This window comes from Streptomyces sp. NPDC002467, from assembly GCF_042889825.1.
Taxonomy (GTDB): Bacteria; Actinomycetota; Actinomycetes; order Streptomycetales; family Streptomycetaceae; genus Streptomyces.
In genome coordinates this window covers 182,205-206,015 of record NZ_JBIARJ010000015.1, presented here as the reverse complement: position 1 = coordinate 206,015, position 23,811 = coordinate 182,205, and the positions used below count along the sequence as shown (strand labels likewise).

At 71.7% G+C, this 23,811-nt stretch carries 26 protein-coding genes and 1 tRNA gene; 13 read left to right on the top strand and 14 right to left on the bottom strand.

The annotated features are described in order from the left end of the window. Positions 1-23 precede the first annotated feature (23 nt). Positions 24-257 (bottom strand): hypothetical protein, encoded by a 234-nt coding sequence (locus ACFYYJ_RS28600; protein WP_389136631.1) that lies wholly within the window; start codon positions 255-257, stop codon positions 24-26. A 174-nt stretch (positions 258-431) separates the two neighbouring features. Between ACFYYJ_RS28600 and ACFYYJ_RS28595 the strand changes: the two genes are divergently transcribed. Beyond that, positions 432-1,433 (top strand): DUF4872 domain-containing protein, encoded by a 1,002-nt coding sequence (locus ACFYYJ_RS28595; protein WP_389136628.1) that lies wholly within the window; start codon positions 432-434, stop codon positions 1,431-1,433. 134 nt (positions 1,434-1,567) lie between these two features. Here the strand turns inward: ACFYYJ_RS28595 and ACFYYJ_RS28590 are convergent, their stop codons facing one another. From ACFYYJ_RS28590 to ACFYYJ_RS28575, 4 genes are all read right to left on the bottom strand, one after another. Beyond that, positions 1,568-1,846 (bottom strand): hypothetical protein, encoded by a 279-nt coding sequence (locus ACFYYJ_RS28590; protein WP_389136625.1) that lies wholly within the window; start codon positions 1,844-1,846, stop codon positions 1,568-1,570. Further along, positions 1,843-3,204, bottom strand: a complete 1,362-nt coding sequence (locus ACFYYJ_RS28585) for a hypothetical protein (protein WP_389136622.1) — start codon at positions 3,202-3,204, stop codon at positions 1,843-1,845. Before ACFYYJ_RS28585 ends, ACFYYJ_RS28590 begins: the two co-directional genes overlap by 4 nt. Before the next feature lie 31 nt (positions 3,205-3,235). After that, positions 3,236-3,508 carry a hypothetical protein gene (locus tag ACFYYJ_RS28580; RefSeq protein ID WP_389136620.1) on the bottom strand — a complete coding sequence of 91 codons (273 nt, stop codon included), beginning with the start codon at positions 3,506-3,508 and terminating at the stop codon, positions 3,236-3,238. 218 nt (positions 3,509-3,726) lie between these two features. Next, positions 3,727-5,343, bottom strand: coding sequence for a beta-N-acetylhexosaminidase (locus ACFYYJ_RS28575; RefSeq protein WP_389136617.1), 1,617 nt, complete (start codon positions 5,341-5,343; stop codon positions 3,727-3,729). 52 nt (positions 5,344-5,395) lie between these two features. On the opposite strand from ACFYYJ_RS28575, the gene ACFYYJ_RS28570 reads away from it, so the two are divergent. From ACFYYJ_RS28570 to glmS, 3 genes are all read left to right on the top strand, one after another. Next, positions 5,396-6,316, top strand: a complete 921-nt coding sequence (locus ACFYYJ_RS28570) for a DUF4429 domain-containing protein (protein ID WP_389136614.1) — start codon at positions 5,396-5,398, stop codon at positions 6,314-6,316. A 107-nt stretch (positions 6,317-6,423) separates the two neighbouring features. Continuing rightward, positions 6,424-6,699, top strand: a complete 276-nt coding sequence (locus ACFYYJ_RS28565; RefSeq protein ID WP_329385221.1) for a hypothetical protein — start codon at positions 6,424-6,426, stop codon at positions 6,697-6,699. A 65-nt stretch (positions 6,700-6,764) separates the two neighbouring features. Next, complete coding sequence (gene glmS, locus ACFYYJ_RS28560; RefSeq protein WP_385124850.1) at positions 6,765-8,582, top strand: glutamine--fructose-6-phosphate transaminase (isomerizing); 1,818 nt, start codon at positions 6,765-6,767, stop codon at positions 8,580-8,582. A gap of 88 nt (positions 8,583-8,670) precedes the next feature. Here glmS and ACFYYJ_RS28555 read toward each other — a convergent pair whose 3' ends face one another. Both ACFYYJ_RS28555 and ACFYYJ_RS28550 read right to left on the bottom strand, forming a co-directional pair. Continuing rightward, positions 8,671-9,237 (bottom strand): GPR1/FUN34/YaaH family transporter, encoded by a 567-nt coding sequence (locus tag ACFYYJ_RS28555; RefSeq protein WP_389136610.1) that lies wholly within the window; start codon positions 9,235-9,237, stop codon positions 8,671-8,673. A 97-nt stretch (positions 9,238-9,334) separates the two neighbouring features. Continuing rightward, on the bottom strand, positions 9,335-9,868 hold the full coding sequence (locus ACFYYJ_RS28550; protein WP_384749913.1) for a universal stress protein: 534 nt from the start codon (positions 9,866-9,868) through the stop codon (positions 9,335-9,337). Between the two features lie 414 nt (positions 9,869-10,282). Between ACFYYJ_RS28550 and ACFYYJ_RS28545 the strand changes: the two genes are divergently transcribed. The 4 genes from ACFYYJ_RS28545 (at position 10,283) to ACFYYJ_RS28530 (ending at position 13,043) form a co-directional block, all read left to right on the top strand. Next, positions 10,283-10,603 carry a hypothetical protein gene (locus tag ACFYYJ_RS28545; protein WP_389136607.1) on the top strand — a complete coding sequence of 107 codons (321 nt, stop codon included), beginning with the start codon at positions 10,283-10,285 and terminating at the stop codon, positions 10,601-10,603. 376 nt (positions 10,604-10,979) lie between these two features. After that, entirely contained in the window at positions 10,980-12,152 is a 1,173-nt protein-coding gene (locus ACFYYJ_RS28540; RefSeq protein WP_384589866.1) for a helix-turn-helix domain-containing protein, read from the top strand. Between the two features lie 118 nt (positions 12,153-12,270). Next, positions 12,271-12,873 carry an oligoribonuclease gene (gene orn, locus ACFYYJ_RS28535; protein WP_385124842.1) on the top strand — a complete coding sequence of 201 codons (603 nt, stop codon included), beginning with the start codon at positions 12,271-12,273 and terminating at the stop codon, positions 12,871-12,873. A 97-nt stretch (positions 12,874-12,970) separates the two neighbouring features. After that, a tRNA-His gene (locus tag ACFYYJ_RS28530) sits at positions 12,971-13,043 on the top strand. Between the two features lie 57 nt (positions 13,044-13,100). On the opposite strand, the gene ACFYYJ_RS28525 is transcribed toward ACFYYJ_RS28530, so the two are convergent. Then, positions 13,101-14,129 carry a LacI family DNA-binding transcriptional regulator gene (locus ACFYYJ_RS28525; RefSeq protein WP_389136603.1) on the bottom strand — a complete coding sequence of 343 codons (1,029 nt, stop codon included), beginning with the start codon at positions 14,127-14,129 and terminating at the stop codon, positions 13,101-13,103. A gap of 102 nt (positions 14,130-14,231) precedes the next feature. Between ACFYYJ_RS28525 and ACFYYJ_RS28520 the strand changes: the two genes are divergently transcribed. From ACFYYJ_RS28520 to ACFYYJ_RS28500, 5 genes are all read left to right on the top strand, one after another. Further along, positions 14,232-15,560, top strand: coding sequence for an ABC transporter substrate-binding protein (locus ACFYYJ_RS28520; RefSeq protein ID WP_389136600.1), 1,329 nt, complete (start codon positions 14,232-14,234; stop codon positions 15,558-15,560). A 313-nt stretch (positions 15,561-15,873) separates the two neighbouring features. Further along, positions 15,874-16,836 carry a carbohydrate ABC transporter permease gene (locus ACFYYJ_RS28515; protein ID WP_389136597.1) on the top strand — a complete coding sequence of 321 codons (963 nt, stop codon included), beginning with the start codon at positions 15,874-15,876 and terminating at the stop codon, positions 16,834-16,836. Next, positions 16,833-17,657, top strand: a complete 825-nt coding sequence (locus ACFYYJ_RS28510) for a carbohydrate ABC transporter permease (protein WP_384736468.1) — start codon at positions 16,833-16,835, stop codon at positions 17,655-17,657. The genes ACFYYJ_RS28515 and ACFYYJ_RS28510 overlap by 4 nt, the downstream gene beginning before the upstream one ends. Beyond that, positions 17,654-19,000 carry a GH1 family beta-glucosidase gene (locus ACFYYJ_RS28505; protein WP_389136594.1) on the top strand — a complete coding sequence of 449 codons (1,347 nt, stop codon included), beginning with the start codon at positions 17,654-17,656 and terminating at the stop codon, positions 18,998-19,000. Before ACFYYJ_RS28510 ends, ACFYYJ_RS28505 begins: the two co-directional genes overlap by 4 nt. A 69-nt stretch (positions 19,001-19,069) precedes the next feature. Next, on the top strand, positions 19,070-19,648 hold the full coding sequence (locus tag ACFYYJ_RS28500; protein ID WP_389136591.1) for a hypothetical protein: 579 nt from the start codon (positions 19,070-19,072) through the stop codon (positions 19,646-19,648). Here the strand turns inward: ACFYYJ_RS28500 and ACFYYJ_RS28495 are convergent. The 6 genes from ACFYYJ_RS28495 to ACFYYJ_RS28470 all read right to left on the bottom strand — a co-directional run bounded on the left by ACFYYJ_RS28495 (position 19,637) and on the right by ACFYYJ_RS28470 (position 23,795). Further along, on the bottom strand, positions 19,637-19,939 hold the full coding sequence (locus ACFYYJ_RS28495) for a hypothetical protein (RefSeq protein ID WP_389136589.1): 303 nt from the start codon (positions 19,937-19,939) through the stop codon (positions 19,637-19,639). The genes ACFYYJ_RS28500 and ACFYYJ_RS28495 overlap by 12 nt on opposite strands. Before the next feature lie 105 nt (positions 19,940-20,044). Continuing rightward, positions 20,045-20,719: an NADPH-dependent F420 reductase gene (locus ACFYYJ_RS28490; RefSeq protein ID WP_389136586.1), complete on the bottom strand. Its 675-nt coding sequence runs from the start codon at positions 20,717-20,719 to the stop codon at positions 20,045-20,047. A 102-nt stretch (positions 20,720-20,821) separates the two neighbouring features. Beyond that, positions 20,822-21,463: a disulfide bond formation protein B gene (locus ACFYYJ_RS28485; protein WP_385360929.1), complete on the bottom strand. Its 642-nt coding sequence runs from the start codon at positions 21,461-21,463 to the stop codon at positions 20,822-20,824. Positions 21,464-21,474: 11 nt separating this feature from the next. Further along, positions 21,475-21,639: a DUF5993 family protein gene (locus ACFYYJ_RS28480; protein ID WP_385124827.1), complete on the bottom strand. Its 165-nt coding sequence runs from the start codon at positions 21,637-21,639 to the stop codon at positions 21,475-21,477. 52 nt (positions 21,640-21,691) lie between these two features. Further along, on the bottom strand, positions 21,692-23,095 hold the full coding sequence (locus tag ACFYYJ_RS28475) for a sensor histidine kinase (RefSeq protein WP_385124825.1): 1,404 nt from the start codon (positions 23,093-23,095) through the stop codon (positions 21,692-21,694). A 10-nt stretch (positions 23,096-23,105) separates the two neighbouring features. Then, positions 23,106-23,795 (bottom strand): response regulator transcription factor, encoded by a 690-nt coding sequence (locus ACFYYJ_RS28470; RefSeq protein ID WP_365171531.1) that lies wholly within the window; start codon positions 23,793-23,795, stop codon positions 23,106-23,108. Positions 23,796-23,811: the final 16 nt, after the last annotated feature.

Below are 23,811 nucleotides of genomic sequence, written 5' to 3'. Positions count from 1 at the left end.
CCTGGCACAGGACGAGGGCCACGTCAGCAGTCCGTCGTCATTGCCCGCTGGAAGTCGGTGACGATGCGGCGGTAGCCGGTGTGCCCGGTCTGCCGAGCGTGCCGCAGAGCCCGTACGGCGGGGCCGTCGTCGTCATCGGCCGGCCCGGAGCCGGCGAGGCAGGACGTGCACTCGGCCTCGTGGATCGCCTCGCTCCCGGTCCGGTCGGGGGTGAGCAGCCAGGCCGTCACGGCGCCTTCACGGACAGCTCGGCGCACACCCGCTTCCCGACGGCCCACCGGCCGGCCACGGCCGCCACCAGGCAGAGCCCGCGCCCGCCGTCCCGAAACTCCCGGACGCTACCCGACGACGACAGCGGGACGACACCGAGCCGCAGAGCCGACGGAGGTGGAGCGGTCGGCCCCCGGTGCCCGCACGGTTAGGGTGACCGCATGACCGTGCTCGTATACGAAGACTTCGGCACCGGACGCCACCGCGAGGCCTCCCTGATCCGGCACGCCCTGGGCAGCGTCCACGACGAGGAGCTCGTCGCGGGCCTGGCCGGGGGGATCGGCTTCATGTACTTCGTGTTCGAGTACGCGGGCCGGCTCCCCCTGGTCACGATCGTGGCCCAGGCCCACCCCGAACCGTGGGTGCAGGTCGCGCTCGGCCGCCTGGGGATCCCGTACGAGGCCACGCGCGCGATGAACCCCCGCTGGGGCAGGGTCCGCGCCGCGCTCGACAAGGGGCAGCCCGCCTTCTGCGTGGTCGACCGTTCCTCCCTGCCCTGGCACGCGGCCGACCCGGACGCAGAGCTGACGGGCACCGACCCGTACACCGTGGTCATCGCCGGGTACGACGGCGACGACCTGCTGATCGAGGACGGTGCCGAGACCCCGTACCGGATCGACCGCGAGCAGTTCGGAGCCGCCTGGAGCGCACACCGCAAGGGCCGCCACCAACTCATCGTGCCCACCGGGCCGGCCGAGGGCGAGCCGGATGTGGCAGGGGCGATCGCCGATACCGTCAAGCACCTCACCGGGCCGGTCCTGGGCAACAAGTTCGACGTGAACTTCGGTTTCGCCGGGATGGAGAAGCTCGCCGCGCAACTGCGCGACAGCACCACCAAGGCGGGCTGGGAGCGCCGGTTCGGCAGCTCTCCCGAGGCCCTCCGCACCGGTACCGGGCGGCTGTACGCCTGCCTGGAGGAGGAGTGGACCGCTCCGGGCGCGACCAGGCCGCTGTACGCCGACTTCCTCGACCTCGTCGGGCGCCCGGAGGCCGCCGCACTGTTCAGGGAGTCGGCCCGGCATTGGTCGGACCTCGCGCTCCTCGCCCGGGACTCCGACCCTGATGCCGACGCCGAGGGACGCCGGGCGCTCTTCGACGCGTCCGCGGAGCACGTGGACCGCTGCCTGGACCTGGAACGGCAGGCGGTACGGGCGCTGGTGTAGCCTCCGCCCCCTGACCTACCGAGGCGTGCCTGCGGGTTCCGGGCAGTGGTACTTCCGGGCCAGGTTCTTCGCGGTGTCCAAAAGGGCCGCGCGGACCACGACCACGTCCTGAGGGCCCGCCACCGGCATGATCTTCAGTTCCAGGACGACGGCACTGCCCTTGCCGCCCAGCTCGGACCGCACTCCTCGGACAGCCGGACCCACGACCGCTGGGTGCTCACCGAGCCGGTGAGCCCGTCCCCGACCGGCCTCGCTTCGGGGCGATCCGGCTCGACCGGCGCCATCTTGCGGACACCCAGCCCGAAGAGCAGCACGCCGGAGTGTTCGTTCGGCGACACCGTGCAGATGCTCTCCACGAGTTCCCGGTCCGCACGGGGCGCCGGCCCCGTCTCCTCCGCATACAGCCCGCTCACTGGCAGTGCGCCTGCCCTGAGACCGCGTCCCGGAAGGCGGCGAAGATCTCCGCGTCCGGGCGCAGGGCCTTGGCCGCTGCACTGTTCTTCGCGGTGTCGGTGAACGGGGTGTCCAGCTGGAGGAGGGTGGGCTTGCCCGCACAGGTGACCAGGGCCTCGTTGCCGCCACTGGCGGCGCCTTTGCTCCGGGAGACGGCGATCATGGTGGGGTCCTGGGTGGCGGTGAGATTCCGCAACCCCTTCTCCCCCTTGGCGCTGATGGCGCACGACCAGAGGCGCAGGTCTCCCTGTGTCACGTACTCCTCGATGCCGAAGTCATCGGAGGTGAGGGGGTCGAAGCCCGGCAGGCCGCACGCCTTCGCCCGGTCGGTCGGGCGGGCAGTGAGGAGCTTCGGGGACTCGCCGGGTGAGCCGAAGGGGATTTCGGCGCATCCGAGTCGTGCGGTGAGGTGAGCTGCGGACGTCATCAGGACGTCGGTCATGCGCTTCTGGACCAGCCCGTCCTTCCACACATCGTCTTGATGGTCCCCCACGTTGATCTGGAGGTACGGCCATCCGCGGATGGCCGCACCCCGCGCGCAGGACGCGGGGAGGAGGACCCCGGCATACGTCCTGTTGACCCAGCCGGGCACCCCGTCGATCGGGGCGCGCACGGGGGACTCGGCCGCGACTTCGTCCGCCGTCCGCCACACGCCCATGCCCTCGTCGACACCTCCGAACCTGAGGTAGAACTCGGCGTACTTCCGGTCGTCGCCATACACGCGGCAGGTGGCTGACGGCCGGTTCTTGAGGTCGTCCTCCTGCGACTCGTACCGCTTGAACGGCTTCAGGCTCAAAGCGGCCACGTCGTCCTTGGCCAGGGACTCCCAGCAGAAGCCGGCCTGCGACGCGGGCTCCTCCCCACCCCGGGTGAAGGCGAACACGGCCGTCGCCACCAGCACGGCCCCGGCCAACGCCGCGATGACGGCCCTGTTCCTGCGGCTGCGGCTGCGGCCGCTGATCCCGTCGCCCACGCCCCAGTGCTTCCTTCCCATGAATCCCGCGCCCTGGTCGAGACCGAGCACGTAGGCGTCCTTGCCCCCGCGCTGGAGCACTTGCTCGAACTGTCCCGTGCCGTTGTCGAGGTCCAACCGCGTGCCTGGCGGGAACTTGTCGGTGACGGCGACCTTCAGCATGGTGTTGACGGTGTCCTGGCCCGCCGGGAATTGCGTGGCGAGGTTTCCCCGGGTCTCCTTGTCCACCTGCGAATTGAGATTGTTCATGTACTCGGTGGTGCCGATGTCCACAACCCGCTGAAGGGTGTCTCCGACCACCGTTATTCCGGTCACCGGTCCGCCGAGCCCGTGGTAGGCGGTCATCTTGTTCCAGCTGTTGATGCTCTTCTGGTCCTCACCGTGCTGGAAGATGACGTCGACGGACCGCGTCCATCATCCCCAGCGTCCTGCCCGTCTCGAAGTCACCGCCCTTGAGCGCGGTCGCGGCGGCCTCGCTGCCCGCCTTGGCGTGCTTGCCGGCCCCGTCCATCCCGTTGAAGAGCTGGTACGCGTCGTGGCCGATGCGGCCGAGGTCGTCGGCGTGGACGATGCAGTCCGCGGTGCCCGGGCCGCCGCCGTACTCACCCGTCCCGCCGGGGTCGTACTCGGGCACACCGTTCAACCGCATTGACGCTTCGCCCTTGTGCTCCTGTTGTGCTCCTGCCACTGCTCGCTGAACGACATGCGAGTCCCCCGCATCAGCTGTTCGAACACCCCCGGCGTCGGCACGCTACACAAGCAGGTTCCCCGCGACCGCGAATACGATCAGTTCATACGGACCCTTTACGCGGAACCTGTGCCATGCCCCAACCCCCTTGTGGGCCAGCCGAGATGACCTTGAGCCGGTCACCGCTGCCACGGCACGTCCGGCGCCCGGTAGAAGGGGATCTCCTGGGCGGCCAGCCTCGGCGCCTGCGCGGCCAGGCGTTCCCGGTACGACTCCCAGCCGAGCGCCCCCGCCGGGGACCAGCCCAGTTCCGCCAGGCTCAGCAGCCGCGGGAAGGCCATGAACTCCCAGTCGGCGCGGGTCGCGATGGTCTCCGTCCACAGCGGGGCCTCCACGCCCAGGACCGCGGATTCCGGCACTCCGGGCAGGTAGGCGCCCGGGTCCCAGGAGTACGACTTCCTCACCGGGACGAGGCCCGCCCAGGCCAGGCCGGGCTTCGTCGTGAGGTCGTACTTCATGTCCAGGTAGAGCCGGTCCGCCGGGGAGAGGATCAGCCGGTGGCCGGCCGCGGCCGCCGCCGCGACCCTCTCCTTCTCCGCCGCCGCCGTGCGGTCGTGCCCCCAGTACTGGAGCACCGCGCCCGGCGCCGGGCGGGCCGCCGCCAACTGGTGCCAGGCCACCACCGTCTTGCCGTGGCGGGCCACGGCCTCCTGGGCGCGGTCCATGAAGGCCGCGTAGTCCGCCGCCGGGGTCGAGTGGGCCTCGTCGCCGCCGATGTGGAGGTAGCGGCCCGGGGTCAGCTCCGCGAGCTCGCCGAGGACCTGGTCGATGAACTCGTACGTCAGCTCCTTGCCGACGCACAGCGAGCTGAAGCCGACCTTGATGCCGGTGTAGCGGGCGGGGGCCTTCCCGTCGCAGTTGAGTTCCGCGTAGGAGGCGAGCGCCGCGTTGACGTGGCCCGGCATGTCGACCTCCGGGACGAGGTCGACGTACCGCTCCCCCGCGTAGGCGACGAGGTCCCGGTACTCGTCCTTCGTCCAGTGGCCGCCCGGACCTCCGCCGACCTCGCCGGCGCCGCCGTACGTGGCGAGCCGCGGCCAGGAGTCGATCGCGAGGCGCCAGCCCTGGTCGTCGGTGAGGTGCACGTGCAGGGTGTTGACCTTGTACTGGGCGAGCTGGTCCACGTACCTCCTGACCTGCTCCACCGTGAAGAAGTGGCGGGCGACGTCGACCATCGCCCCCCGGTACGCGAACCGCGGCGCGTCGGTGATCTCCCCGCCCGGCACCGTCCCGGGGCCGGACGCCGGCAGCAGCTGCCTCAGGGTCTGCCCCGCGTGGAAGAGCCCCTCGGCGGTTCGTGCGGTGAGCGTCACCCCGTCGGGGCGGGACTCCAGCCGGTAGCCCTCCTCCCCCACCCCCTCGGCCCGCCCGTCGATCCGCAGCCGGATCCCGCCGCCCCGGTCCCCGTCCCCGTCCCCCTCGACCACCGGCAGCGGCAGCCCGCTCGGGCGGCGCAGCTGCGCGGCCAGGAGCTCGCCGACCCGGCGGACCTCCGCGCCCGAGCCCCGTGGCGTACGGACGACCGTGCCCGGGCCGACGGCGTACCCGGTGCCGCCGGCCCGCGCGGAGACGGGGGCGGGCAGGAGCGCCTCGAAGGGAGTCGGGGCGGCCCGGCGCCCGCCTCCCGGCCGGCCGTCGTCGCCGTGGGCGGCGGCGGTGCAGGAAGCGGCGGCGCCCACGGCGAGGAGGGAACCGAGGAGGGCGGCGAGCGTGCGTCGCGGTCGCAGGACTCTCATGGGCCCAGGTATAGGCCAACCGGCCCGTCCCGGTGGGTGTGAGAATGATCGGATGGCGGAAATCATCCAGAAGGACGGCACTTGGACCTTCGACGGGGACGCGGTGCGCATCGTGCCGGGCCGCGACAAGGGGGTCTCACTGCTGAGGCAGACCCTCGGCGAGGTGCTCGTACCGCTCCGGGCGCTCGCGGGGATCTCGTACGAGCCCGGTCGCAAGGCGGGCCGGCTGCGGCTGCGGCTGCGTGACGGCGCGGACCCGCTGCTCCAGGTGACGGGCGGGCGGCTGCCGGAGACCTCGGACCCGTACCGGCTGACCGTGGAGTCGGACCGCGGCGGGGTCGCGGAGTACTTCGTGGACGAGGTGCGCCAGGCCCTGCTGCTGGACCAGGTGGACCCGGGCCCGACGGCCTCGTACCTGCTGCCGGGGCCCGCCGTCCCGATCACGGTGGGCGCGGGAGACGGGACCGCCGCCTTCGACGGGGAGCGGGTGGCGCTGGAGTGGAACTGGACGACGGAGGAAGCCAAGCGCTCCGGCGGTCCGCGTGCGCTGCGCATCGCCGATCTGCGGTCGGTGGAGTGGTCCCCGTCGAAGGGGCTGGAGAACGGCTGGCTGCGCTTCACCCTGGCGGGCGCCGGGCAGGCCCTGGCTCCCAAGTACGACCCGCACACGGTGGAGCTCTTCGGCTTCAAGAAGGACCCGCTGATGGCCCTGGTCGCGGCGGCCGTGGCGGTGCGGATGCCCCACCCGGCCGCCCCTCGGGACACCCCTCAGGACACCCCGCAGGCGGCGGTCTCGGAGATCGCGCCGGCCGAACCGCGGAAGTCCCTCGGCCCCGCCGGGGCGGCGTCCCCCGTCGAGGACCACGACGCCCTGCTGCGGCGGCTGCGGGAGCTGGGCGAGCTGCACCAGTCGGGCGTTCTGACCGCCGAGGAGTTCACCGCGGCCAAGCAGGCCGTTCTGCGTCGTTTCTAGCGCATTTAGAACCGGAAGTACCCATTCCTTGGTACGGACCAGCAAGATCCTGCCCGATTCCGGGCAGGATCTTTGCTTTCGTCGCCCGAAGCCGCCAGTATCTACGGGTGCTCGATCGCCGCCCGTCGCATGACGACCTCGTCGAACACCTGGTGCGCAGCACCTCGCTCCAGCGGGGCGAGGCGGCCCGGGTGGTCCTCGACGTGCTCGCGTACTTCGACGAGACGACCGAGGAGTTCGTCCGCCGCCGCCACCGGGAACTGCAGTCCGGCGGAGCGGTGAACGCGGAGATCTTCGAACGGATCGCGGCCGAACTGCCGCACCGCGCCGTGGCGCCCCCGGAGCTCTCGCTCCGACAGCTGCGCCGCATCGTCTACGGCTGAGCCGGCCGCCGCACCAGCGGCCGCGAACGAGTACAGGAACCGAACTTCAGGAGGGGCTAAACCGTATGTGCGGAATCGTCGGTTACATCGGCAAGCGTGACGTGGCACCGCTGCTGCTCGAAGGTCTGCAGCGTCTCGAATACCGCGGGTACGACTCCGCGGGCATCGTCGTGAACAGCCCGAAGGCCGCCGCCCTCAAGGTCGTCAAGGCCAAGGGCCGCGTCCGCGAGCTGGAGTCCCGCGTCCCCAAGCGCTTCGCCGGCACCACTGGCATCGCCCACACCCGCTGGGCCACGCACGGCGCCCCGAGCGACATCAACTCGCACCCGCACCTCGACGCCGAGAACAAGGTCGCCGTCGTCCACAACGGCATCGTCGACAACGCCTCCGAGCTGCGCGCGAAGCTGGAGGCCGAGGGCGTCGTCTTCGTCTCGGAGACCGACACCGAGGTCATCGTCCACCTGATCGCCCGCTCCACGGCCGAGTCCCTGGAGGACAAGGTCCGCGAGGCCGTCAAGGCGATCGAGGGCACCTACGGCATCGCCGTCATGCACGCCGACTTCGCCGACCGCATCGTCGTCGCCCGCAACGGCTCCCCGGTGGTCCTGGGCATCGGCGAGAAGGAGATGTTCGTCGCCTCGGACGTCGCCGCGCTGGTCGCCCACACCCGCCAGATCGTCACCCTCGACGACGGCGAGATGGCCACCCTGAAGGCCGACGACTTCCGCACCTACACCACCTCCGGCGCGACCACGACCTCCACCCCGGAGACCGTGGAGTGGGAGGCCGCCTCGTACGACATGGGCGGTCACGACACCTACATGCACAAGGAGATCTCCGAGCAGCCCGACGCGGTCGACCGCGTGCTGCGCGGCCGGATCGACGACCGCTTCAACACCGTCCACCTCGGCGGCCTGAACCTGGACCCGCGCGAGGCGCGCGGCATCCGCCGGGTCAAGATCCTGGGCTGCGGCACCTCGTACCACGCCGGTCTCATCGGCGCCGGCCTCATCGAGGGCATGGCCCGCATCCCCGCTGACGCCGAGCCGGCCTCCGAGTTCCGCTACCGCAACCCGGTCGTGGACCCCGACACCCTCTACATCGCCGTCTCCCAGTCCGGTGAGACGTACGACGTGCTCGCGGCGGTGCAGGAGCTCAAGCGCAAGGGCGCCCGCGTCCTCGGCGTGGTCAACGTGGTCGGTTCGGCCATCGCCCGCGAGGCCGACGGCGGCGTGTACGTGCACGCCGGCCCCGAGGTCTGCGTCGTCTCCACCAAGTGCTTCACCAACACGGTCGTGGCCTTCGCGCTGCTCGCCGTGCACCTGGGCCGCATCCGGGACCTGTCGGTCACCGACGGCAAGCGGATCATCGAGGGCCTGCGCAAGCTGCCCGCGCAGATCCAGGAGATCCTCGAAGGCGAAGAGGACATCAAGAAGCTGGCGGCCGAGTTCGCCGAGGCCAAGTCGATGATGTTCATCGGCCGGGTGCGCGGCTACCCGGTGGCCCTGGAGGCCTCCCTCAAGCTCAAGGAGATCTCCTACATCCACGCCGAGGCCTACCCCGCATCCGAGCTCAAGCACGGCCCGCTCGCCCTCATCGAGCCCTCCCTCCCCACGGTCGCGATCGTCCCGGACGACGACCTGCTGGAGAAGAACCGCGCGGCACTGGAGGAGATCAAGGCCCGCAGCGGCCGGATCCTCGCGGTCGCCCACCGCGAGCAGGAGAAGGCGGACCACACCATCGTCGTCCCGAAGAACGAGGACGAGCTGGACCCGATCCTGATGGGCATCCCGCTCCAGCTGCTGGCGTACCACACGGCCCTGGCCATGGGCCGGGACATCGACAAGCCGCGCAACCTGGCGAAGTCGGTCACGGTCGAGTAGTCACGCGATCGCGTGGCCGACGACACGAAGAACCCCCGTGCGCACCGCGCACGGGGGTTCTTCGTTCTGACGCCTCGCACCCCGCGGTTCAGCTCGCGGCGACCGCGCCCCTGCCCGCCTTGCCCACGGCCATCGGCCAGTTCGCCAGGGCCGCCGTGGCCCCGTACCAGGCCAGCAGGCCGGAGACGGCCGCCACCCAGCCACCCGCCTTGGCGAGACCGCCGTTGTCCGTGAAGGCGGCTATCGCCAGCAGGACGAGGGACAGGGTCAGCAGGGCGTAGACGCCCTGGCCGAACAGACCGCTCGCGGCTGCGACGGTGAGCGTCAGCGCGAGCAGCGCGAACAGGACAAGAAACGTTCCGGCCGCGTCACCGGAGGCCGCGGCGCCCGCGCCCTTGGCCCAGGTGAACCAGAAGATGCCGAGGCCCGCGAACGCGGTGCCGTTGGATCCGTTGCCGCCGCGGAACTCCAGGAGTCCGAGGAGGAAGAGGGCGACGCCGCCGACGTACATCGCGAGCGACACGGAACTGGCAGCGGTCACGCCGTCGATGACGCCGGTGTGGCCGATACCGAATGCGAGAAGGGTCAGACCCAGGGCGATGTTCCCCAGGGTCGAAGTCGAGGCCGTGCTTCCCGCAGAGACACCATTGTCCACGGCGGGCTCCCTTCGATCTGCAGTTGTTTGCTGCGTCCCAGCAGCACTTATCTACCCTTTACACGGGTGCACAACCGCACAATCGCTCAACAAGCGGTCACGGAATGACAACGACCGGTCGCTGTGCGCGTTTGGCCAGTCGGCCGGCCACGGAGCCGAAGATGCGGCCCACGATCCCGTGGGTGGAACCCACCACGATGGCGTCGGCCGAGTACTCGCGGCCGACCTCCTCCAGTTCGTGGCAGATGTCACCGCCGCGCTCGACCAGGATCCACGGCACTTCGGCCAGATAGTCCGCGCAGGCCAGCTCCAGACCGAGCACCTCGGTGCGGTGGTCCGGCACGTCGACGAAGACCGGGGGCTCGCAGCCGGCCCACACGGTCGTGGGAAGCCGGTTGGCGACATGGACGATGATCAGACCGGATCCGGAGCGGCGAGCCATACCGATCGCGTACGCCAGGGCGCGCTCACTGGAAGTGGATCCGTCGAATCCCACAACGACGCCGTGCCGGAAGGCCGGATCGCAGGCAAGACGCGGCTGTTCCGCCGGGCGCAGCTCGGCGGCCGACGCGGGGTCGGCGAGCCGCTTGCGCTTGCGGTCCGCGGGTTCGGAGAAGTCGTGACCGGCCATGGGTGTCTCGGCGAAGAGGTCCTTGGAGGAAGCAACAGGGGAAATTGGCGACGCAGTGTGACGGAGCTCTGTCCGGGAAGCATCTTCCCAAGCCCATACCCACCAGGGTACGGCGACACTCCTGTCCTGCACAGGGCTTGCCGCCCTTGGAGAGCGTCCCAGGGAGCATGCCGGAGTGAGCGCGCCTTGGCAATGGCGGCTGCCCCCTACAGCCAGTGACGAGGTCGGGTCTTCGCCACCCGTGCGCGCAGTGACCGAGGCCCGCCGCGCGGCGTTGGTCATGCGTCCGACCTTCAGGTACGAGCCCGCAGGGAGTACGCCGTGTCCGGCCGTCCGGTTCACCCCGTCCAGCCCGTCCAGCCCGCTCGGTCGACCCCGTCGGCCCCGTCCCCCCGCCCCCCTCTTCACCCGTCCGTGCACTCCGCGGGACGGCACCACGACGACCCCGCGGGTGACGTCGTGCGCTGGGCGGCCTTCAGCTGCCTGCTCGTCCCCGTGGTCCTCGTCGTCTACGGGACCTCCTTCGGCGGGGCCGCGGTCGCCACCCTCGGACTGCTCGCCGTCACGACCGCGTGCCGGGTGCTGCTGCGCCACTCGGAGCGGACGGAGCGGGCCGCGGCGCGGGTGCCGTCGGAGGAGCGCCTTCCGCCCGTCCACCGCCGCCGGCGACCCCGCGCGGCGGCCGGCGGACGGCGCGGCTGCGGCGCTTCCGAGCCCCCGGACCCGCAGGACTGACTGATTCGCACACCCACACCCGCATGTTTTCAGCCAACTTCCCGGCAAGACCGCCTCCTTGCCGGAATGTCTCCCCAACCCCCCCACCACCAGCGACTACAGGGCCATCGGGACATCAGGACCCCATGCGTACTGGCCACGAGCGCACACGATGCCCTACGTACCGGTAGCGGAGCGGAACGCTTCCTGATCGAATGCTTTTCGCCAAGTTGAGAAGTCGACATAGCGCTGCGTGCTGAACTTGTCACGCCGACACCACGGGACGCAGTAGATTCGATCATGTATTTACGGCGGGGGATCCACGTGCAAGGCCGAGGGGAAACGTGCAGGTGCGACCAGACCAAGGAGTCGCGACACCCAAGGGGGGCTTAGCGCCATGAGCCAGGATTCCACCGCAGTCATCGCTGACGCGGGACGGAAGCTCGCGGGGCGTCGCCGCAGGGAGATCGTCGCGGTGCTGCTGTTCAGCGGCGGGCCGATCTTCGAGAGCTCCATTCCACTTTCCGTGTTCGGCATTGACCGGCAGGACGCGGGAGTTCCACGCTATCGACTGCTCGTGTGCGCCGGGGAGGACGGTCCGCTGCGGACCACCGGCGGACTCGAACTGACCGCGCCGTACGGGTTGGAGGCGATCGCCCGGGCAGGCACGGTCGTCGTGCCCGCGTGGCGTTCCATCACTTCACCGCCGCCTCCGGAGGCGCTCGACGCACTGCGTCTGGCGCACGAGGAGGGTGCCCGGATCGTCGGACTGTGCACGGGGGCCTTCGTGCTCGCCGCCGCCGGTCTGCTGGACGGCCGGCCCGCCACGACGCACTGGATGTACGCGCCGACGCTGGCCAAGCGGTACCCGTCCGTCCACGTCGACCCGCGCGAGCTGTTCGTCGACGACGGCGACGTGCTCACGTCCGCGGGCACCGCGGCCGGAATCGACCTGTGCCTGCACATCGTGCGCACGGACCACGGCAGCGAGGCGGCCGGGGCACTGGCCCGCCGGCTCGTCGTCCCGCCGCGCCGCACCGGCGGCCAGGAGCGCTACCTCGACCGGTCGCTGCCGGAGGAGATCGGCGCCGACCCGCTGGCCGAGGTCGTCGCCTGGGCACTGGAACACCTCCACGAGCAGTTCGACGTGGAGACGCTGGCGGCCCGCGCCTACATGAGCAGGCGCACCTTCGACCGGCGGTTCCGTTCGCTGACCGGCAGCGCGCCGCTCCAGTGGCTGATCACCCAGCGGGTGCTCCAGGCACAGCGGCTGCTGGAGACCTCCGACTACTCGGTCGACGAGGTCGCCGGGCGCTGCGGGTTCCGTTCGCCGGTCGCCCTGCGCGGTCACTTCCGCCGGCAGCTGGGGTCCTCCCCGGCCGCCTACCGTTCGGCCTACCGGGCACGCCGCCCGCAGTCCGACGTGGCGCAGGTGTCCGACATCCAGTCCGCCCCGGTGCCGCACCAGCGGACCCCGCAGCCGCAGCGCGCGGCGGCGGCCCTGGCCGCGACGGGCCCGACGGTGACGGAGCTCTACGCTCCGGGCCGGGTCCTGCGCGAACACGCGTGACCCTCACAACGGGTACGGCATGAGAAGGTCCCCCACCGGTCACCACCGGTGGGGGACCTTCCGCGTACGACCCGCCGGACACCACCGGAGCCCCGGGCAACCGCATAAGGTGGGACACATGAACGATCGCATGGTGTGGATCGACTGCGAGATGACCGGGCTCTCGTTGACGGACGACGCACTTATCGAGGTGGCCGCACTGGTCACCGACTCGGAGCTCAACGTGCTCGGCGAAGGCGTGGACATCGTGATCCGCCCGCCGGACCACGCCCTGGAGACCATGCCCGACGTGGTGCGCGAGATGCACACCTCGTCCGGACTGCTCGAAGAGCTGGCCGGCGGGACCACCCTCGCGGACGCCGAGGCACAGGTCCTGTCCTACGTACGGGAACACGTGAAGGAGCCGCGCAAGGCGCCGCTCTGCGGGAACACGGTCGGCACCGACCGCGGTTTCCTGCTGCGCGACATGCCCGCGCTGGAGGGCCACCTGCACTACCGGATCGTGGACGTGTCCTCGATCAAGGAGCTGGCGCGCCGTTGGTACCCGCGGGCCTACTTCAACAGCCCGCCGAAGAACGGCAACCACCGGGCGCTCGCGGACATCAGGGAGTCCATCGCCGAGCTGCGCTACTACCGGGAGGCGGTCTTCGTGCCCCAGCCCGGACCGGACACCGACACGGCGCGGGCCATCGCGGCGAAGCACGTGGTGGGCGGCGCGTAGCCACACCGGAGCCGGGCGCGGAAGAAGGGGGGGAGCGAGCACCCTCCCGGACCCTGTACCCTTTTCTTCGGCCGGTCGGTTTCCCCGACCGGACATGGTGGGTGTAGCTCAGTTGGTAGAGCACCTGGTTGTGGTCCAGGTGGCCGCGGGTTCAAGTCCCGTCACTCACCCTGCGAGAAGGCCCGGTCCGCGAAAGCGGACCGGGCCTTCTGCGTGCTCCGGGGTGTTCACGAGGAATCCCGGACCACCAGCCGGTTCGGCAGGACCACTCCGGCCGGGCCGGCGCCCTCCCCGCCGATCCGGTCCAACAGCATCCGCGCCATGGTCCGGCCCATCTCCTCGATGGGCTGGCGGACGCTCGTCAGGGGCGGGTCCATGTGCCGGGCCACCACCGAGTCGTCGAAGCCGACCAGCGCCACGTCCTGCGGGATCCGCCGCCCGGCCGCGCGCAGCTCGCGGCGGGCGCCGGCGGCCATGACGTCCGAGCAGGCGAAGACCGCGTCCAGTGCGGGGCGGCGTTCCAGCAGCTCGCGCATGGCCCGCCGGCCGCCTTCCTCGGTGAAGTCGCCGATGGCGATCAGTTCCTCGTCGACGGGCCGCCCGGCGGCCTGAAGGGCCTGTCGGTAGCCGTCGAGGCGGCACTGGGCCCCGTACACGTCCAGCGGGCCGGTGATCACGGCCGTCTCCCGCCGGCCCCGGCCGAGGAGGTGGCGTACGGCCTCGGCGGCGCCCGCCAGGTTGTCGGAGTCGACGCAGGGCAGCGGCTCGTCGGCGGAGCGGCGGCCGCTGATCACCGTGGGGATGCCGAGCTCGGCCAGCATCTCGGGCAGCGGGTCGCCGGCGTGGACGGAGACGAGCAGCACCCCGTCGACGCGGTGCCCGGTCAGGTACTGGGCGAGGCGGCGGCGTTCGCGGTCGCCGCCGGCCAGGGTGAGCACCAGTTGGACGTCGGTCTCGGCGAGGGCCGCGCCGACCCCGCGGACCACGTCGGAGAAGTACGGCTCGGCGAAGAAGCGGGATTCGGGCTCGGGGATCACGAGCGCGATGGCGTCGGTCCGGTTGGCGGCGAGGGCCCTGGCGGCGCGGTTGGGCACGTACCCCAGCTCGGCGACGGCCCGTTCGACGGCGGCCCTGGTCCCCTCGCTGACCTTGGAGGAGCCGTTGATGACCCGGGAGGCCGTGCCGCGGCCGACTCCGGCCCGCGCGGCGACCTCCTCGAGCGTCGGCCGTCCCCCACCGCGCGCTTGCCCGTTCATGGCTTCCTCCCGGATGTGAATCTACCTCTTGACGACCGTGGGAGCGCTCCCACATTGTGACACGCGACACCCGGCACGTTCCGTCCCCCAGGGAGGACCCCGATGCGAGCCCGAAGAACCCTTGTCACCACCGCCGGTCTGATCGGCGCGGCGGCCCTGCTCCTCGCCGGATGCGCGGAGGATCCCGCCGAGCCGTCCGCGGGCGGCTCCACGGCCTCCGACGGCAAGGCGAAGACCACCCTCACCGTCGGTGTCTTCGGGGCCTTCGGCCTCCAGGAGGCCGGCCTCTACGACGAGTACATGGCGCAGAATCCCGGGGTCCGCATCGAGCAGACCTCCATCGAGCGGAACGAGAACTACTACCCCCAGCTCCTGACCCACCTGGGCACGGGCAGCGGGCTCTCCGACATCCAGGCCGTCGAGGTCAACAACATCGCGGAGATCACCGCCACCCAGGCGGACAAGCTGGTCGACCTGGGCAAGGCTCCGGGCGTGGACAAGGCCGCGTACCTGCCGTGGAAATGGGCGCAGGGCACGGCGAGCGCGGCCAAGGGCGGGGCCACGGTCGGTCTCGGCACCGACATCGGCCCGCAGGGCATCTGCTACCGCAAGGACCTCTTCGAGGCCGCCGGTCTGCCCACGGACCGGGCGGCGGTCGGCGCGCTGTGGACGGGCGACTGGAACAAGTACCTGGAGGCCGGCAAGGCCTACAAGGCGAAGGCCGGGGAGGGGAAGGCCTTCGTGGACTCCGCCTCGGGCGTGATGGCGGCGGTGACCGGCGGCAGCGCGCAGCGGTTCTACGACGACCAGGGCAAGGTCGTCTACAAGTCCAACCCGGCGGTGCGCGGGGCCTTCGACCTGGCGGCGTCCTTCTCCACGGAGGGGCTGAGCGCGAAGCTCCAGCAGTTCACCCCGGCCTGGGACCAGGGCTTCGCGAACGGTTCCTTCGCCACCGTCTCCTGCCCGGCCTGGATGCTCGGCTACATCCAGGACAAGGCGGGCCCGGCCGGCAAGGACAAGTGGGACGTGGCGCAGGCGCCGAAGCCGAGCAACTGGGGCGGCTCGTTCCTGGTGGTGCCGAAGGCGGGCAAGCACGCCGAGGAGGCCGCGAAGCTGGCGGCGTGGCTGACGGCCCCGGCGCAGCAGGCGAAGCTCTTCGAGAAGCGGGGCAGTTTCCCGAGCGCGAGTGCCGCGTACGGACTGCCGTCGGTGTCGGGCGCGAAGCACGAGTACTTCGGCGGGGCCCCGATCGGCGAGATCTTCGCGAAGGCGGCGCAGGGGGTGCCGGTGGCGGCGGTCGGCCCGAAGGACCTGGTGATCGCGCAGAACCTGGCGGACATCGGGATGCTCCAGGTCGACCAGAAGGGCCGCAGTCCCCAGGAGGGCTGGGAGGCCGCGGTGAAGGCCATCGACAACGCGTTGGCCCAGTGACCGGGCCGGTTGCCCTGCCGGCGGCACGGCCCGAGGCTTGCCCCGAAGCCCCACCCAGGGCCCGGCCCGTGGCGCGACCGGAGCCACGGCCGGAGGCCCGGCCCGGGGCCCGGCCCGAGGCCCGCGGCCCCAGCCGGGGCACGGGGCCTGCGGCGCCGTTGCCGGGGCGCTGCCCCGGACCCCGCGCCTCAAACGCCGGCGGGGCTGGATTTGTCCGGCCGGGTGCTCTGCCCGTGCGGGTGCGGCGCCGGCGGGGCTGGATTGGCCCGGCCGGGTGCTTTGCCCGTGCGGGTCGGCCCGGGGTGGTGGGGGCGTGACCGACGAGACCGTGGTGCTCGCCCCCGCCGCTTCCGCCCGCCGCCCCGCGAGGGACTGGCGGTCGCGGCGCTACCGGTGGGACGTGCGCTGGAGTCCGTACGCCTTCGTGGCGCCGTTCTTCCTCTTCTTCGCCGCCTTCGGGCTGTTCCCGCTGCTGTACACGGGCTGGGCGGCGCTGCACCAGGTGGAACTGACCGATCCGGACTCGATGACCTGGGTGGGGCTGAGGAACTTCACCCGCCTGTGGGACGACGAGTTCTTCTGGAACGCCCTGCGCAACACCGTCACCATCGGCCTGCTGTCCACGGTGCCGCAGCTGGCGATCGCGCTCGGTCTGGCCCACCTCCTCAACCACAGGCTGCGCGGCTCGACCTTCTTCCGGGTCGCGGTGCTCACCCCGTACGCGACCTCGGTGGCGGCGGCCACGCTGGTCTTCGTCCTGCTCTTCGGTCGGGACTACGGGATGGTCAACTGGGCTCTGTCGGCGGTCGGTTTCGGGGCGGTTGACTGGCAGAACGGCACCTTCGCCTCGCAGCTGGCGGTGTCCGCCATCGTGATCTGGCGGTGGACGGGCTACAACGCGCTGATCTATCTGGCGGCCATGCAGGCCGTGCCGGACGAGCTGTACGAGTCGGCGGCCCTCGACGGGGCCTCGCCGTGGCGGCAGTTCGTCCACGTGACCGTGCCGTCCCTGCGTCCGACGATCCTCTTCACCTGTGTGGTGTCGACGATCGGGGCGACCCAACTCTTCGGCGAGCCGCTGCTGTTCAACGGCGGGGCGGGGGCGACGGGCGGCTCGGACCACCAGTTCCAGACGCTCGGGCTGTACCTGTACGAACAGGGCTGGGTGAACCTGCACCTGGGGCGGGCCTCGGCGATCGCGTGGGCGATGTTCCTGATCCTGCTGGTCCTCGCGGGCGCGGCGCGGCTGCTGCGCGGACGGGAGGCTTCCCGATGAGGTCCCTGCGCGCGGGGAGGTTCACGTACGCGGTCCTCGCCCTGTTCACGGCCGGCTCGCTCTTCCCCCTGGTGTGGACGGCGATCGCGGCCTCCCGGAGCAGTACGCGTCTGGCGCAGACCCCGCCGCCCTTCTGGTTCGGCGGGAACCTGGGGCGCAACCTCCGGATCGCGTGGACCGACGCGAACATGGGCACGGCCCTGCTCAACACGGTGATCGTGGCGGGCACGGTGGCGGCCGGGACGGTGCTGTTCTCCACCCTGGCGGGCTTCGCCTTCGCCAAGCTCCGCTTCCGGGGCCGCCGGCTGCTGATGTCGCTGGTGGTCGGCACGATGCTGATCCCGCCGCAGCTGAGCGTGGTCCCGCTGTACATGCTGATCGCCCGACTGTCGTGGACCGACCGGCTCCAGGCGGTGGTCCTGCCGACCCTGGTGTCCGCCTTCGGGGTCTTCTTCATGCGGCAGTACCTGACCCGGGCGCTGCCGTCGGAGCTGGTGGAGGCGGCCCGCACGGACGGGGCGAGTTCGCTGCGCATCGTGTGGCACGTGGTGTTCCCGGCGGCCCGACCGGCGATGGCGGTGCTGGCCATGCTGACCTTCGTCATGGCCTGGAACGACTTCTTCTGGCCGATCGTCGCGCTGACCCAGAACGGCAGCCCGACGGTGCAGGTGGCCCTGACCGGGCTGGGCCGGGGCTACATCCCCGACCAGTCGGTGATCATGGCGGGCGCGCTGCTGGGCACGCTCCCGCTGCTGCTGGTGTTCCTCGTCTTCGGCCGCCGGATCGTCGGCGGCATCATGCAGGGAGCGATAAAGGGATGACGGACATGCATTTCCCCGAGGGGTTCCTCTGGGGCACGGCCACCGCGGCCTTCCAGATCGAGGGGGCGGCCGCGCTGCGCGGGCCGTCGATCTGGGACACCTTCTGCGCCACTCCGGGCAAGGTGTACGGCGGTCACACGGGCGAGGTGGCCGTGGACCACCACAGGCTGTGGCGGGAGGACGTCCGGCTGATGGCCGGGCTGGGGTTGGGCGCGTACCGGTTCTCGGTGTCCTGGCCGCGGGTGCTGGCCGGCGGGATCGGCTTCTACGACGCGCTCGTCGACGAGTTGCTCTCGCACGGGATCAAGCCGTGCGTGACCCTGTACCACTGGGACCTGCCCCAGGAGCTGGAGACCGCCGGCGGCTGGCCGGAGCGGGAGACGGCGTACGCCTTCGCCGAGTACGCCTCCCTGGTCGCGGCGGCGCTGGGCGACCGCGTGGAGCTGTGGACCACCCTCAACGAGCCCTGGTGCAGCGCCTTCCTCGGCTACGCCTCCGGGGTCCACGCCCCCGGCCGGACCTCCCCCGCGGACTCGCTGCGCGCCGCGCACCACCTCAACCTGGCGCACGGGCTGGCCGCCGCCGTGCTGCCCGCGTCGGCGCGGACGGGCATCGCGCTGAACCTGAGCGCGGTACGGCCGCTGACCGGCTCGGCGGCCGACGCGGACGCGGTGCGGCGCATCGACGCCCTCGGCAACCGGATCTTCACCGGCCCGCTGTTGCACGGGGCGTATCCGCAGGACCTCCTCGCGGACACCGCCGCCCTGACGGACTGGTCCTTCGTACGCCCCGGCGACGAGGCGCTGATCCACCGGCCGCTGGGCTTCCTGGGCGTGAACTACTACACCCCGGCGCTGGTCTCGGCGGCCCCCGACGGCGCGCCCGGACCGCGCGCGGACGGCCACGGCGGCGGGGAACACTCCCCGTGGCCGGGCGCGGAGGGGGTGGCCTTCCACCAACCCCCGGGCGAGCGAACCGACATGGGCTGGTCCGTGGACCCGACGGGCCTCCACGACCTGCTCACGCACTGCGCCCGCGAAGCCCCCGGCATACCGCTCCTGGTCACCGAGAACGGCGCGGCGTACGGCTCCGCCCTGCACGACCCGGCCCGCATCGGCTACCTGGAGGCCCACCTGGCCGAGGTCCACCGGGCGCTGGCGGACGGCGCCCCGGTGGAGGGCTACTTCCTGTGGTCGCTGATGGACAACTTCGAATGGTCCTACGGCTACGACAAGCGGTTCGGCATCGTCCACGTCGACTACGAGACCCTGACGCGGACCCCGCGCTCCAGCGCCCACTGGTACGCCCGCGTGGCCAAGTCCGGTTTCTTGTCGCGCCCTTGACGCCGGCCGGCCCGCCTTCGGGTCCGCAACGCGCCTATCGTGGCGACGTAGCCCAGTCCGGGGGGATCGATGGGTCGTTCCAAGCGTTCCGCGCGTCGTCCGCCGCGGCCCCGTCGCAGGGGCGCCCTGGCACTGCTCGGCGGGCTGGTCGGCCTGCTCCTGGCCGCAGCGGTCTTCGCCGGGGTTCCGGACGCGCTCGCGAAGGCAGGGGCCTACGACGCGGCCGTGGCCTGCCCGAGCGCCGCTCCGCTCCCGGACGCGGACGAGGACTGCCTGCGCGAGGTCCCGTACACCGTGGTGGAGGTCTCGGCGAAGGGCGCCCGCTCCTCGGGTTACCTGGTCGACCTCGCCGACGGGTCCGGTCGCGTCCGTGTCGGCTTCGACGGCGACCCGCCCCTCGGGTCCGAGCTGCGCAAGGGCGACCGGGTCACCGCGCGGGTCTGGCGGGGCGAGATCACCGCGGTGTCCGGGCGGGGCTCCACCCGGCCGACGGACGAGGACCCGGACACCGCCTCCGACTGGCCCGTCCTCCTGGGCCTCGCCCTAACGGCGGGCGGCCTCCTCGGGCTGTGGTACGGCCGGCGGTCGGCGGGCGCGCCGGCCCTCGTGGCGGTGCTGCGGCGTCCGTGGCGCGGCTCAGCCCGGTGAGGAGTCCATGGCGGCGATGCCCTTCCTCAGGTCGTCGCCGTTCATCACCGGGCCGACCTCCACCTCGGCGTTGAACTGCAGGAAGAGGTCCTCGGTGATCTTCGGCAGCTGGGAGCTGTCCTGGAGGTCGAAGACGGCCCACATGGAACGGACGCCCTCGTTGGGGCCGAAGTACGCGGCCTCCGGCTTGAGGGTGTCCATCATCCTGGTGATCGACTGCATCAGTGCGCCGCTCTTGATGCCCTCGTTGGCGGCCTGCGTGTCCAGGTGGGCACGGAGCATGACTCTCATGCGCGGCTCCTCTCGTCACGCCCACCGTGGGCGGCCCCGCCCGGCGCGGCAACATCTCCGCGACCGTCCGGGCGGGGACCGTTCGGGTGCCCCGGGTCCGGACGGCTACGCCTTCGGGTGGGCGCCCTGGATGTGGAAGTTGAAGTCGGAGTGGCCCAGCGACCCCATCAGCCGGAGCCAGACGGGCAGGAGCATCTCCGTGCCCCGGGCCGTCTCGATGCCGCCGAGGTCGAGGATGCTCTCGTCCTTCCAGCCGAAGGAGGCGAGCAGTTCCCGTACGGCCTTCTTCGCGTCCGCGTCCTCGCCCGAGAGGAAGACGTTGTGGTCGCCAGCGACCCGGGTCGGGTCGACCATGATCTGACAGTTCATCGTGTTCAGGGTCTTGACCACCCGCAGCCCCGGGAAGGTGCGCTGGATCAGCTCGCCGAGGCTGTCGGTGTTCACCGGGTCGAGGAACGGCGGGAACCCCTGGGAGAAGTCCAGGGGGTTCGCGATGTCGATCAGGACCTTGCCGTCCAGCTCGGCGGCGTCCGCCTCCGTCAGGGCCGCGATGCTGGCCTGTCCGCCGGTGGCGTTGACCAGCACCTCGCCGTGCCGCGCCGCCTCGGGGAAGGAGCGCAGCCCGACCTCGGGCTGCCCCGCGTGCCAGTCGGACCACTCGGCGCGGGACTGCGTGGCCTCGGGGTCGCGGGTGCCGATGACCACCTCGTGCCCGAGGGAGACGAGCCGGGCGGCGACGGTGCGGCCGACGATTCCGGTGCCGAGGACTGCGTAACGCATATCGGTTCTTCCTATCGAGCGCGTGCGGGACTGTGGGCGTGCCGGAGCGGCACGACGGGTCCAACTCAACCAGCGCGCACGGCATTCCGTACGGAAGATCGACTAGCCGGGGGCGCCCACGTCGTGGAAGAACCGGTAGCGGTTCGGGTCGTCCGGCAGGAACCAGTGGAGGCCCTCCTCGAAGAAGACGGCCACGAGGTTGACGGCGATGACCAGGCCGAGGAAGGCCAGCGCGAAGGTTCCGGCCGTCCGCAGGGGTCCGGGGACGTTCGCCGGTACGGTGCGGGCCGCCGTGGTGTGGGCGAAGGCCATGACGATGCCGATGGCGACCACCGAGGCCTGGAAGAGGATCCACGCCCACACGTACAGGTGCAGCCCGAGGACCTCGCTGCCGTACCCCTTGTCCCCCGGCAGGACGTGCAGCATCGTCTGCCGCCAGGAGGCGAAGGAGCCGGCGATCACCGCGACCAGGGACATGCCCCAGCCCGTCATGTAGTCGCGGCCGGACAGCGTGCCGTGCGCCATCGCGGTGCGCAGGACGTACGCCGCGCCCAACGCGGCCAGCAGCATGAACATCCGCTGCACGACGCAGAGCGGGCAGGGGTACTCCCACAGCCCGAACTGGTAGTAGAGGCCGCCGCAGACGACCCCCGTCCAGCCGATGGCGAAGAAGCAGGCGAACCAGTACTGGACCCGGCCGAGCAGGCCGGTCGTCGGCGCCGACTGCGGAAGCAGGGTGTGCATCGCGGCCATCGTCAGTAGCTCAGGTTCAGGGCGAGGCCGCTGGTGATGTGGTGCGCCATCAGCAGGATCGCGGCGATCAGCACGACCCACCACGCCCCGAGCACGAGCGTCCGGGACGACTCCCGGTACAGGGCGACCAGCGTGGCGAGGAGCCCGCCGAAGATGAGGGTGTCCATGGAGCGGACGGTATCGACAGGGGGACATACCGCCCGCAAGGCGCGCCCCCGATTACTTCGCTTGCTGTCCGCGCCGCTTGCGCCGGCCGCCCCGCACCCGCGCGCCGCCCGCCCCGCCCCGGCCGCCGTCACGGCCGTCCAGGCCGATCCAGACCCGTACCTCGGTCCCGCCGAGCACCGAGCGGCCCAGCCGTACGTCGCCGCCGGTCGACTCCGCGACCCGGCGCACGATGTCCAGGCCCAGGCCCGTGGAGCCGTCGCGGGCGCCGTCGTTGCCTCGCCGCAGGGCCGCGTCCGGGTCGTCGATGCCGGGGCCCGCGTCGGAGACCAGCACGATGACCGCGTCGCCCGCGTCGTGGACGTCCACCGCGAAGGGGGTGCCCTCGGGGGTGTGCCGGAAGACGTTGCCGAGCATGGCGTCGAGGGCTGCGGCCAGTTCGGGCCGGGCCACGGGGATGCGTACCGTACGGTCCACTCCCGCGAGCCGCACCTCGCGCCCCTCGTCCTCCGCCAGCGCCGACCAGAAGGCCATCCGGTCCCGGATCACCTCGGAGGCGTCGCACCCGGTGTTCACGCCCGCCCCGGCCAGCCCTGTCGCCGGGCGCTGCTCGCGGGCGGTGCGGATGATCGTGTCGACCTCGCGCTCCAGCTGCTCCACCGCCGCGCGGGTCTGTTCGGCGGCCGGACCGTCCCCGAGCGAGGCCGCGTTGAGCCGCAGCACCGTCAGCGGGGTCCGCAGCCGGTGCGAGAGGTCGGCGGCCAGCTCCCTTTCGTTGGCGAGCAGTTCCACGACCTGGTCGGCCATCGCGTTGAACGCGACGGCGGCCGAGCGCAGTTCCTTCGGCCCGGCCTCGGGGACGCGTGCGCCGAGCCTGCCCTCGCCCAGTTGGTGGGCGGCGTCCGCGAGACGTTCGGCGGGCCGGACCAGTCGGACGCCGAGCCGGTCGGCGACCGCCACCGAGCCGACGATCAGCGCGAGGGCGACGCCCGCGAGGATCGCCCACGCCGTGGTGACGCCGTTGCTGACCTCGTTCTCCGGTACGAAGATCTCCACCACGGCGATGTCCCCCGAGCCGAGGGCGGTGGGCTGGAGCAGCGCCGAGCCCCCGCCCGCCGCGGAGGCCGTCGTGGCCCGCCCGAGCCGCCGGGTCGCCGCCACGGCCTGTTCGCCGGCCCAGCCCCCGCCGATCTCCACCGGGGCGCTGCCGCCGATCGCGGGCACGTGGACGGCCATCCGCCGGGCGGCGCCCATCTGCGTGGACTCCACGGCCTTGCGCAGCTGCACCGGGTCGGTGGTGATGGACAGCGTGGGTCCGATGGTGGCGGCCTGCCGTTCCGCGTTGGAGAAGGCCCGGTCGCTGGCCATTTCCTGGACGACGAGGCCGAGCGGCACCGCGAAGGCCACGACCACCATGGCGGTCACCGCGAGGCACACCTTGACCAGCGCCCACCTCACAGTGGCCCGCTCACTGCGGCGGCTCCAGCTTGACCCCGACGCCCCGCAGGGTGTGCAGGTAGCGGGGGCGGGCGGCGGTCTCGCCGAGTTTGCGGCGCAGCCAGGACAGGTGGACGTCGATGGTCTGGTCGTCCCCGTACGACTGCTGCCAGACCTCGGCGAGCAGTTCGCGCCGGGCCACGACGACCCCGGGCCGCCCGGCGAGGAAGGCCAGCAGGTCGAACTCCCGGCGGGTCAGGTCCAGTACGGCCCCGTCCAGCTCGGCCTGACGGCGCAGCGGGTCGATGGCGAGTCCGCCGACGCGCAGCACGCGGGAGGGCGGTTCGGCGCCGGCGGCCGCGCGGGAGCGGCGCAGGACGGCGGCCATCCGGGCGGAGAGGTGCTCCACGGAGAAGGGTTTGGTCAGGTAGTCGTCGGCGCCGTCGTTGAGCAGCCGGACGATCTCCGCCTCGTCGTCGCGCGCGGTCGCGATGATGACGGGCACGTCGGTGATGCCGCGCAGCATCTTCAGTGCCTCCGACCCGTCCAGGTCGGGCAGGCCGAGGTCGAGGATGACCACGTCGAAGCGGTTGTGGGCGACCTCGCGCAGGGCCTCCAGGGCCGTGCCGACGCTCCGCACGGTGTGCGAGGCCTCGGTCAGGTGCCGGATGAGGGCGGAACGTACGAACTGGTCGTCCTCGACCACGAGCACACTTGCCATGGCCCGCACCGTAGCC

Excerpts from the sequence above, each read along its gene's own strand:
- ACFYYJ_RS28595 (WP_389136628.1), top strand. The coding sequence starts at position 432 with ATGACCGTGCTCGTATACGAAGACTTCGGCACCGGACGCCACCGCGAG.
- ACFYYJ_RS28585 (WP_389136622.1), bottom strand. The coding sequence starts at position 3,204 with ATGACCGCCTACCACGGGCTCGGCGGACCGGTGACCGGAATAACGGTG.
- ACFYYJ_RS28580 (WP_389136620.1), bottom strand. The coding sequence starts at position 3,508 with ATGCGGTTGAACGGTGTGCCCGAGTACGACCCCGGCGGGACGGGTGAG.
- ACFYYJ_RS28575 (WP_389136617.1), bottom strand. The coding sequence starts at position 5,343 with ATGAGAGTCCTGCGACCGCGACGCACGCTCGCCGCCCTCCTCGGTTCC.
- ACFYYJ_RS28570 (WP_389136614.1), top strand. The coding sequence starts at position 5,396 with ATGGCGGAAATCATCCAGAAGGACGGCACTTGGACCTTCGACGGGGAC.
- glmS (WP_385124850.1), top strand. The coding sequence starts at position 6,765 with ATGTGCGGAATCGTCGGTTACATCGGCAAGCGTGACGTGGCACCGCTG.
- ACFYYJ_RS28550 (WP_384749913.1), bottom strand. The coding sequence starts at position 9,868 with ATGGCCGGTCACGACTTCTCCGAACCCGCGGACCGCAAGCGCAAGCGG.
- ACFYYJ_RS28540 (WP_384589866.1), top strand. The coding sequence starts at position 10,980 with ATGAGCCAGGATTCCACCGCAGTCATCGCTGACGCGGGACGGAAGCTC.
- orn (WP_385124842.1), top strand. The coding sequence starts at position 12,271 with ATGAACGATCGCATGGTGTGGATCGACTGCGAGATGACCGGGCTCTCG.
- ACFYYJ_RS28525 (WP_389136603.1), bottom strand. The coding sequence starts at position 14,129 with ATGAACGGGCAAGCGCGCGGTGGGGGACGGCCGACGCTCGAGGAGGTC.
- ACFYYJ_RS28520 (WP_389136600.1), top strand. The coding sequence starts at position 14,232 with ATGCGAGCCCGAAGAACCCTTGTCACCACCGCCGGTCTGATCGGCGCG.
- ACFYYJ_RS28510 (WP_384736468.1), top strand. The coding sequence starts at position 16,833 with ATGAGGTCCCTGCGCGCGGGGAGGTTCACGTACGCGGTCCTCGCCCTG.
- ACFYYJ_RS28505 (WP_389136594.1), top strand. The coding sequence starts at position 17,654 with ATGACGGACATGCATTTCCCCGAGGGGTTCCTCTGGGGCACGGCCACC.
- ACFYYJ_RS28500 (WP_389136591.1), top strand. The coding sequence starts at position 19,070 with ATGGGTCGTTCCAAGCGTTCCGCGCGTCGTCCGCCGCGGCCCCGTCGC.
- ACFYYJ_RS28495 (WP_389136589.1), bottom strand. The coding sequence starts at position 19,939 with ATGAGAGTCATGCTCCGTGCCCACCTGGACACGCAGGCCGCCAACGAG.
- ACFYYJ_RS28490 (WP_389136586.1), bottom strand. The coding sequence starts at position 20,719 with ATGCGTTACGCAGTCCTCGGCACCGGAATCGTCGGCCGCACCGTCGCC.
- ACFYYJ_RS28485 (WP_385360929.1), bottom strand. The coding sequence starts at position 21,463 with ATGCACACCCTGCTTCCGCAGTCGGCGCCGACGACCGGCCTGCTCGGC.
- ACFYYJ_RS28480 (WP_385124827.1), bottom strand. The coding sequence starts at position 21,639 with ATGGACACCCTCATCTTCGGCGGGCTCCTCGCCACGCTGGTCGCCCTG.
- ACFYYJ_RS28470 (WP_365171531.1), bottom strand. The coding sequence starts at position 23,795 with ATGGCAAGTGTGCTCGTGGTCGAGGACGACCAGTTCGTACGTTCCGCC.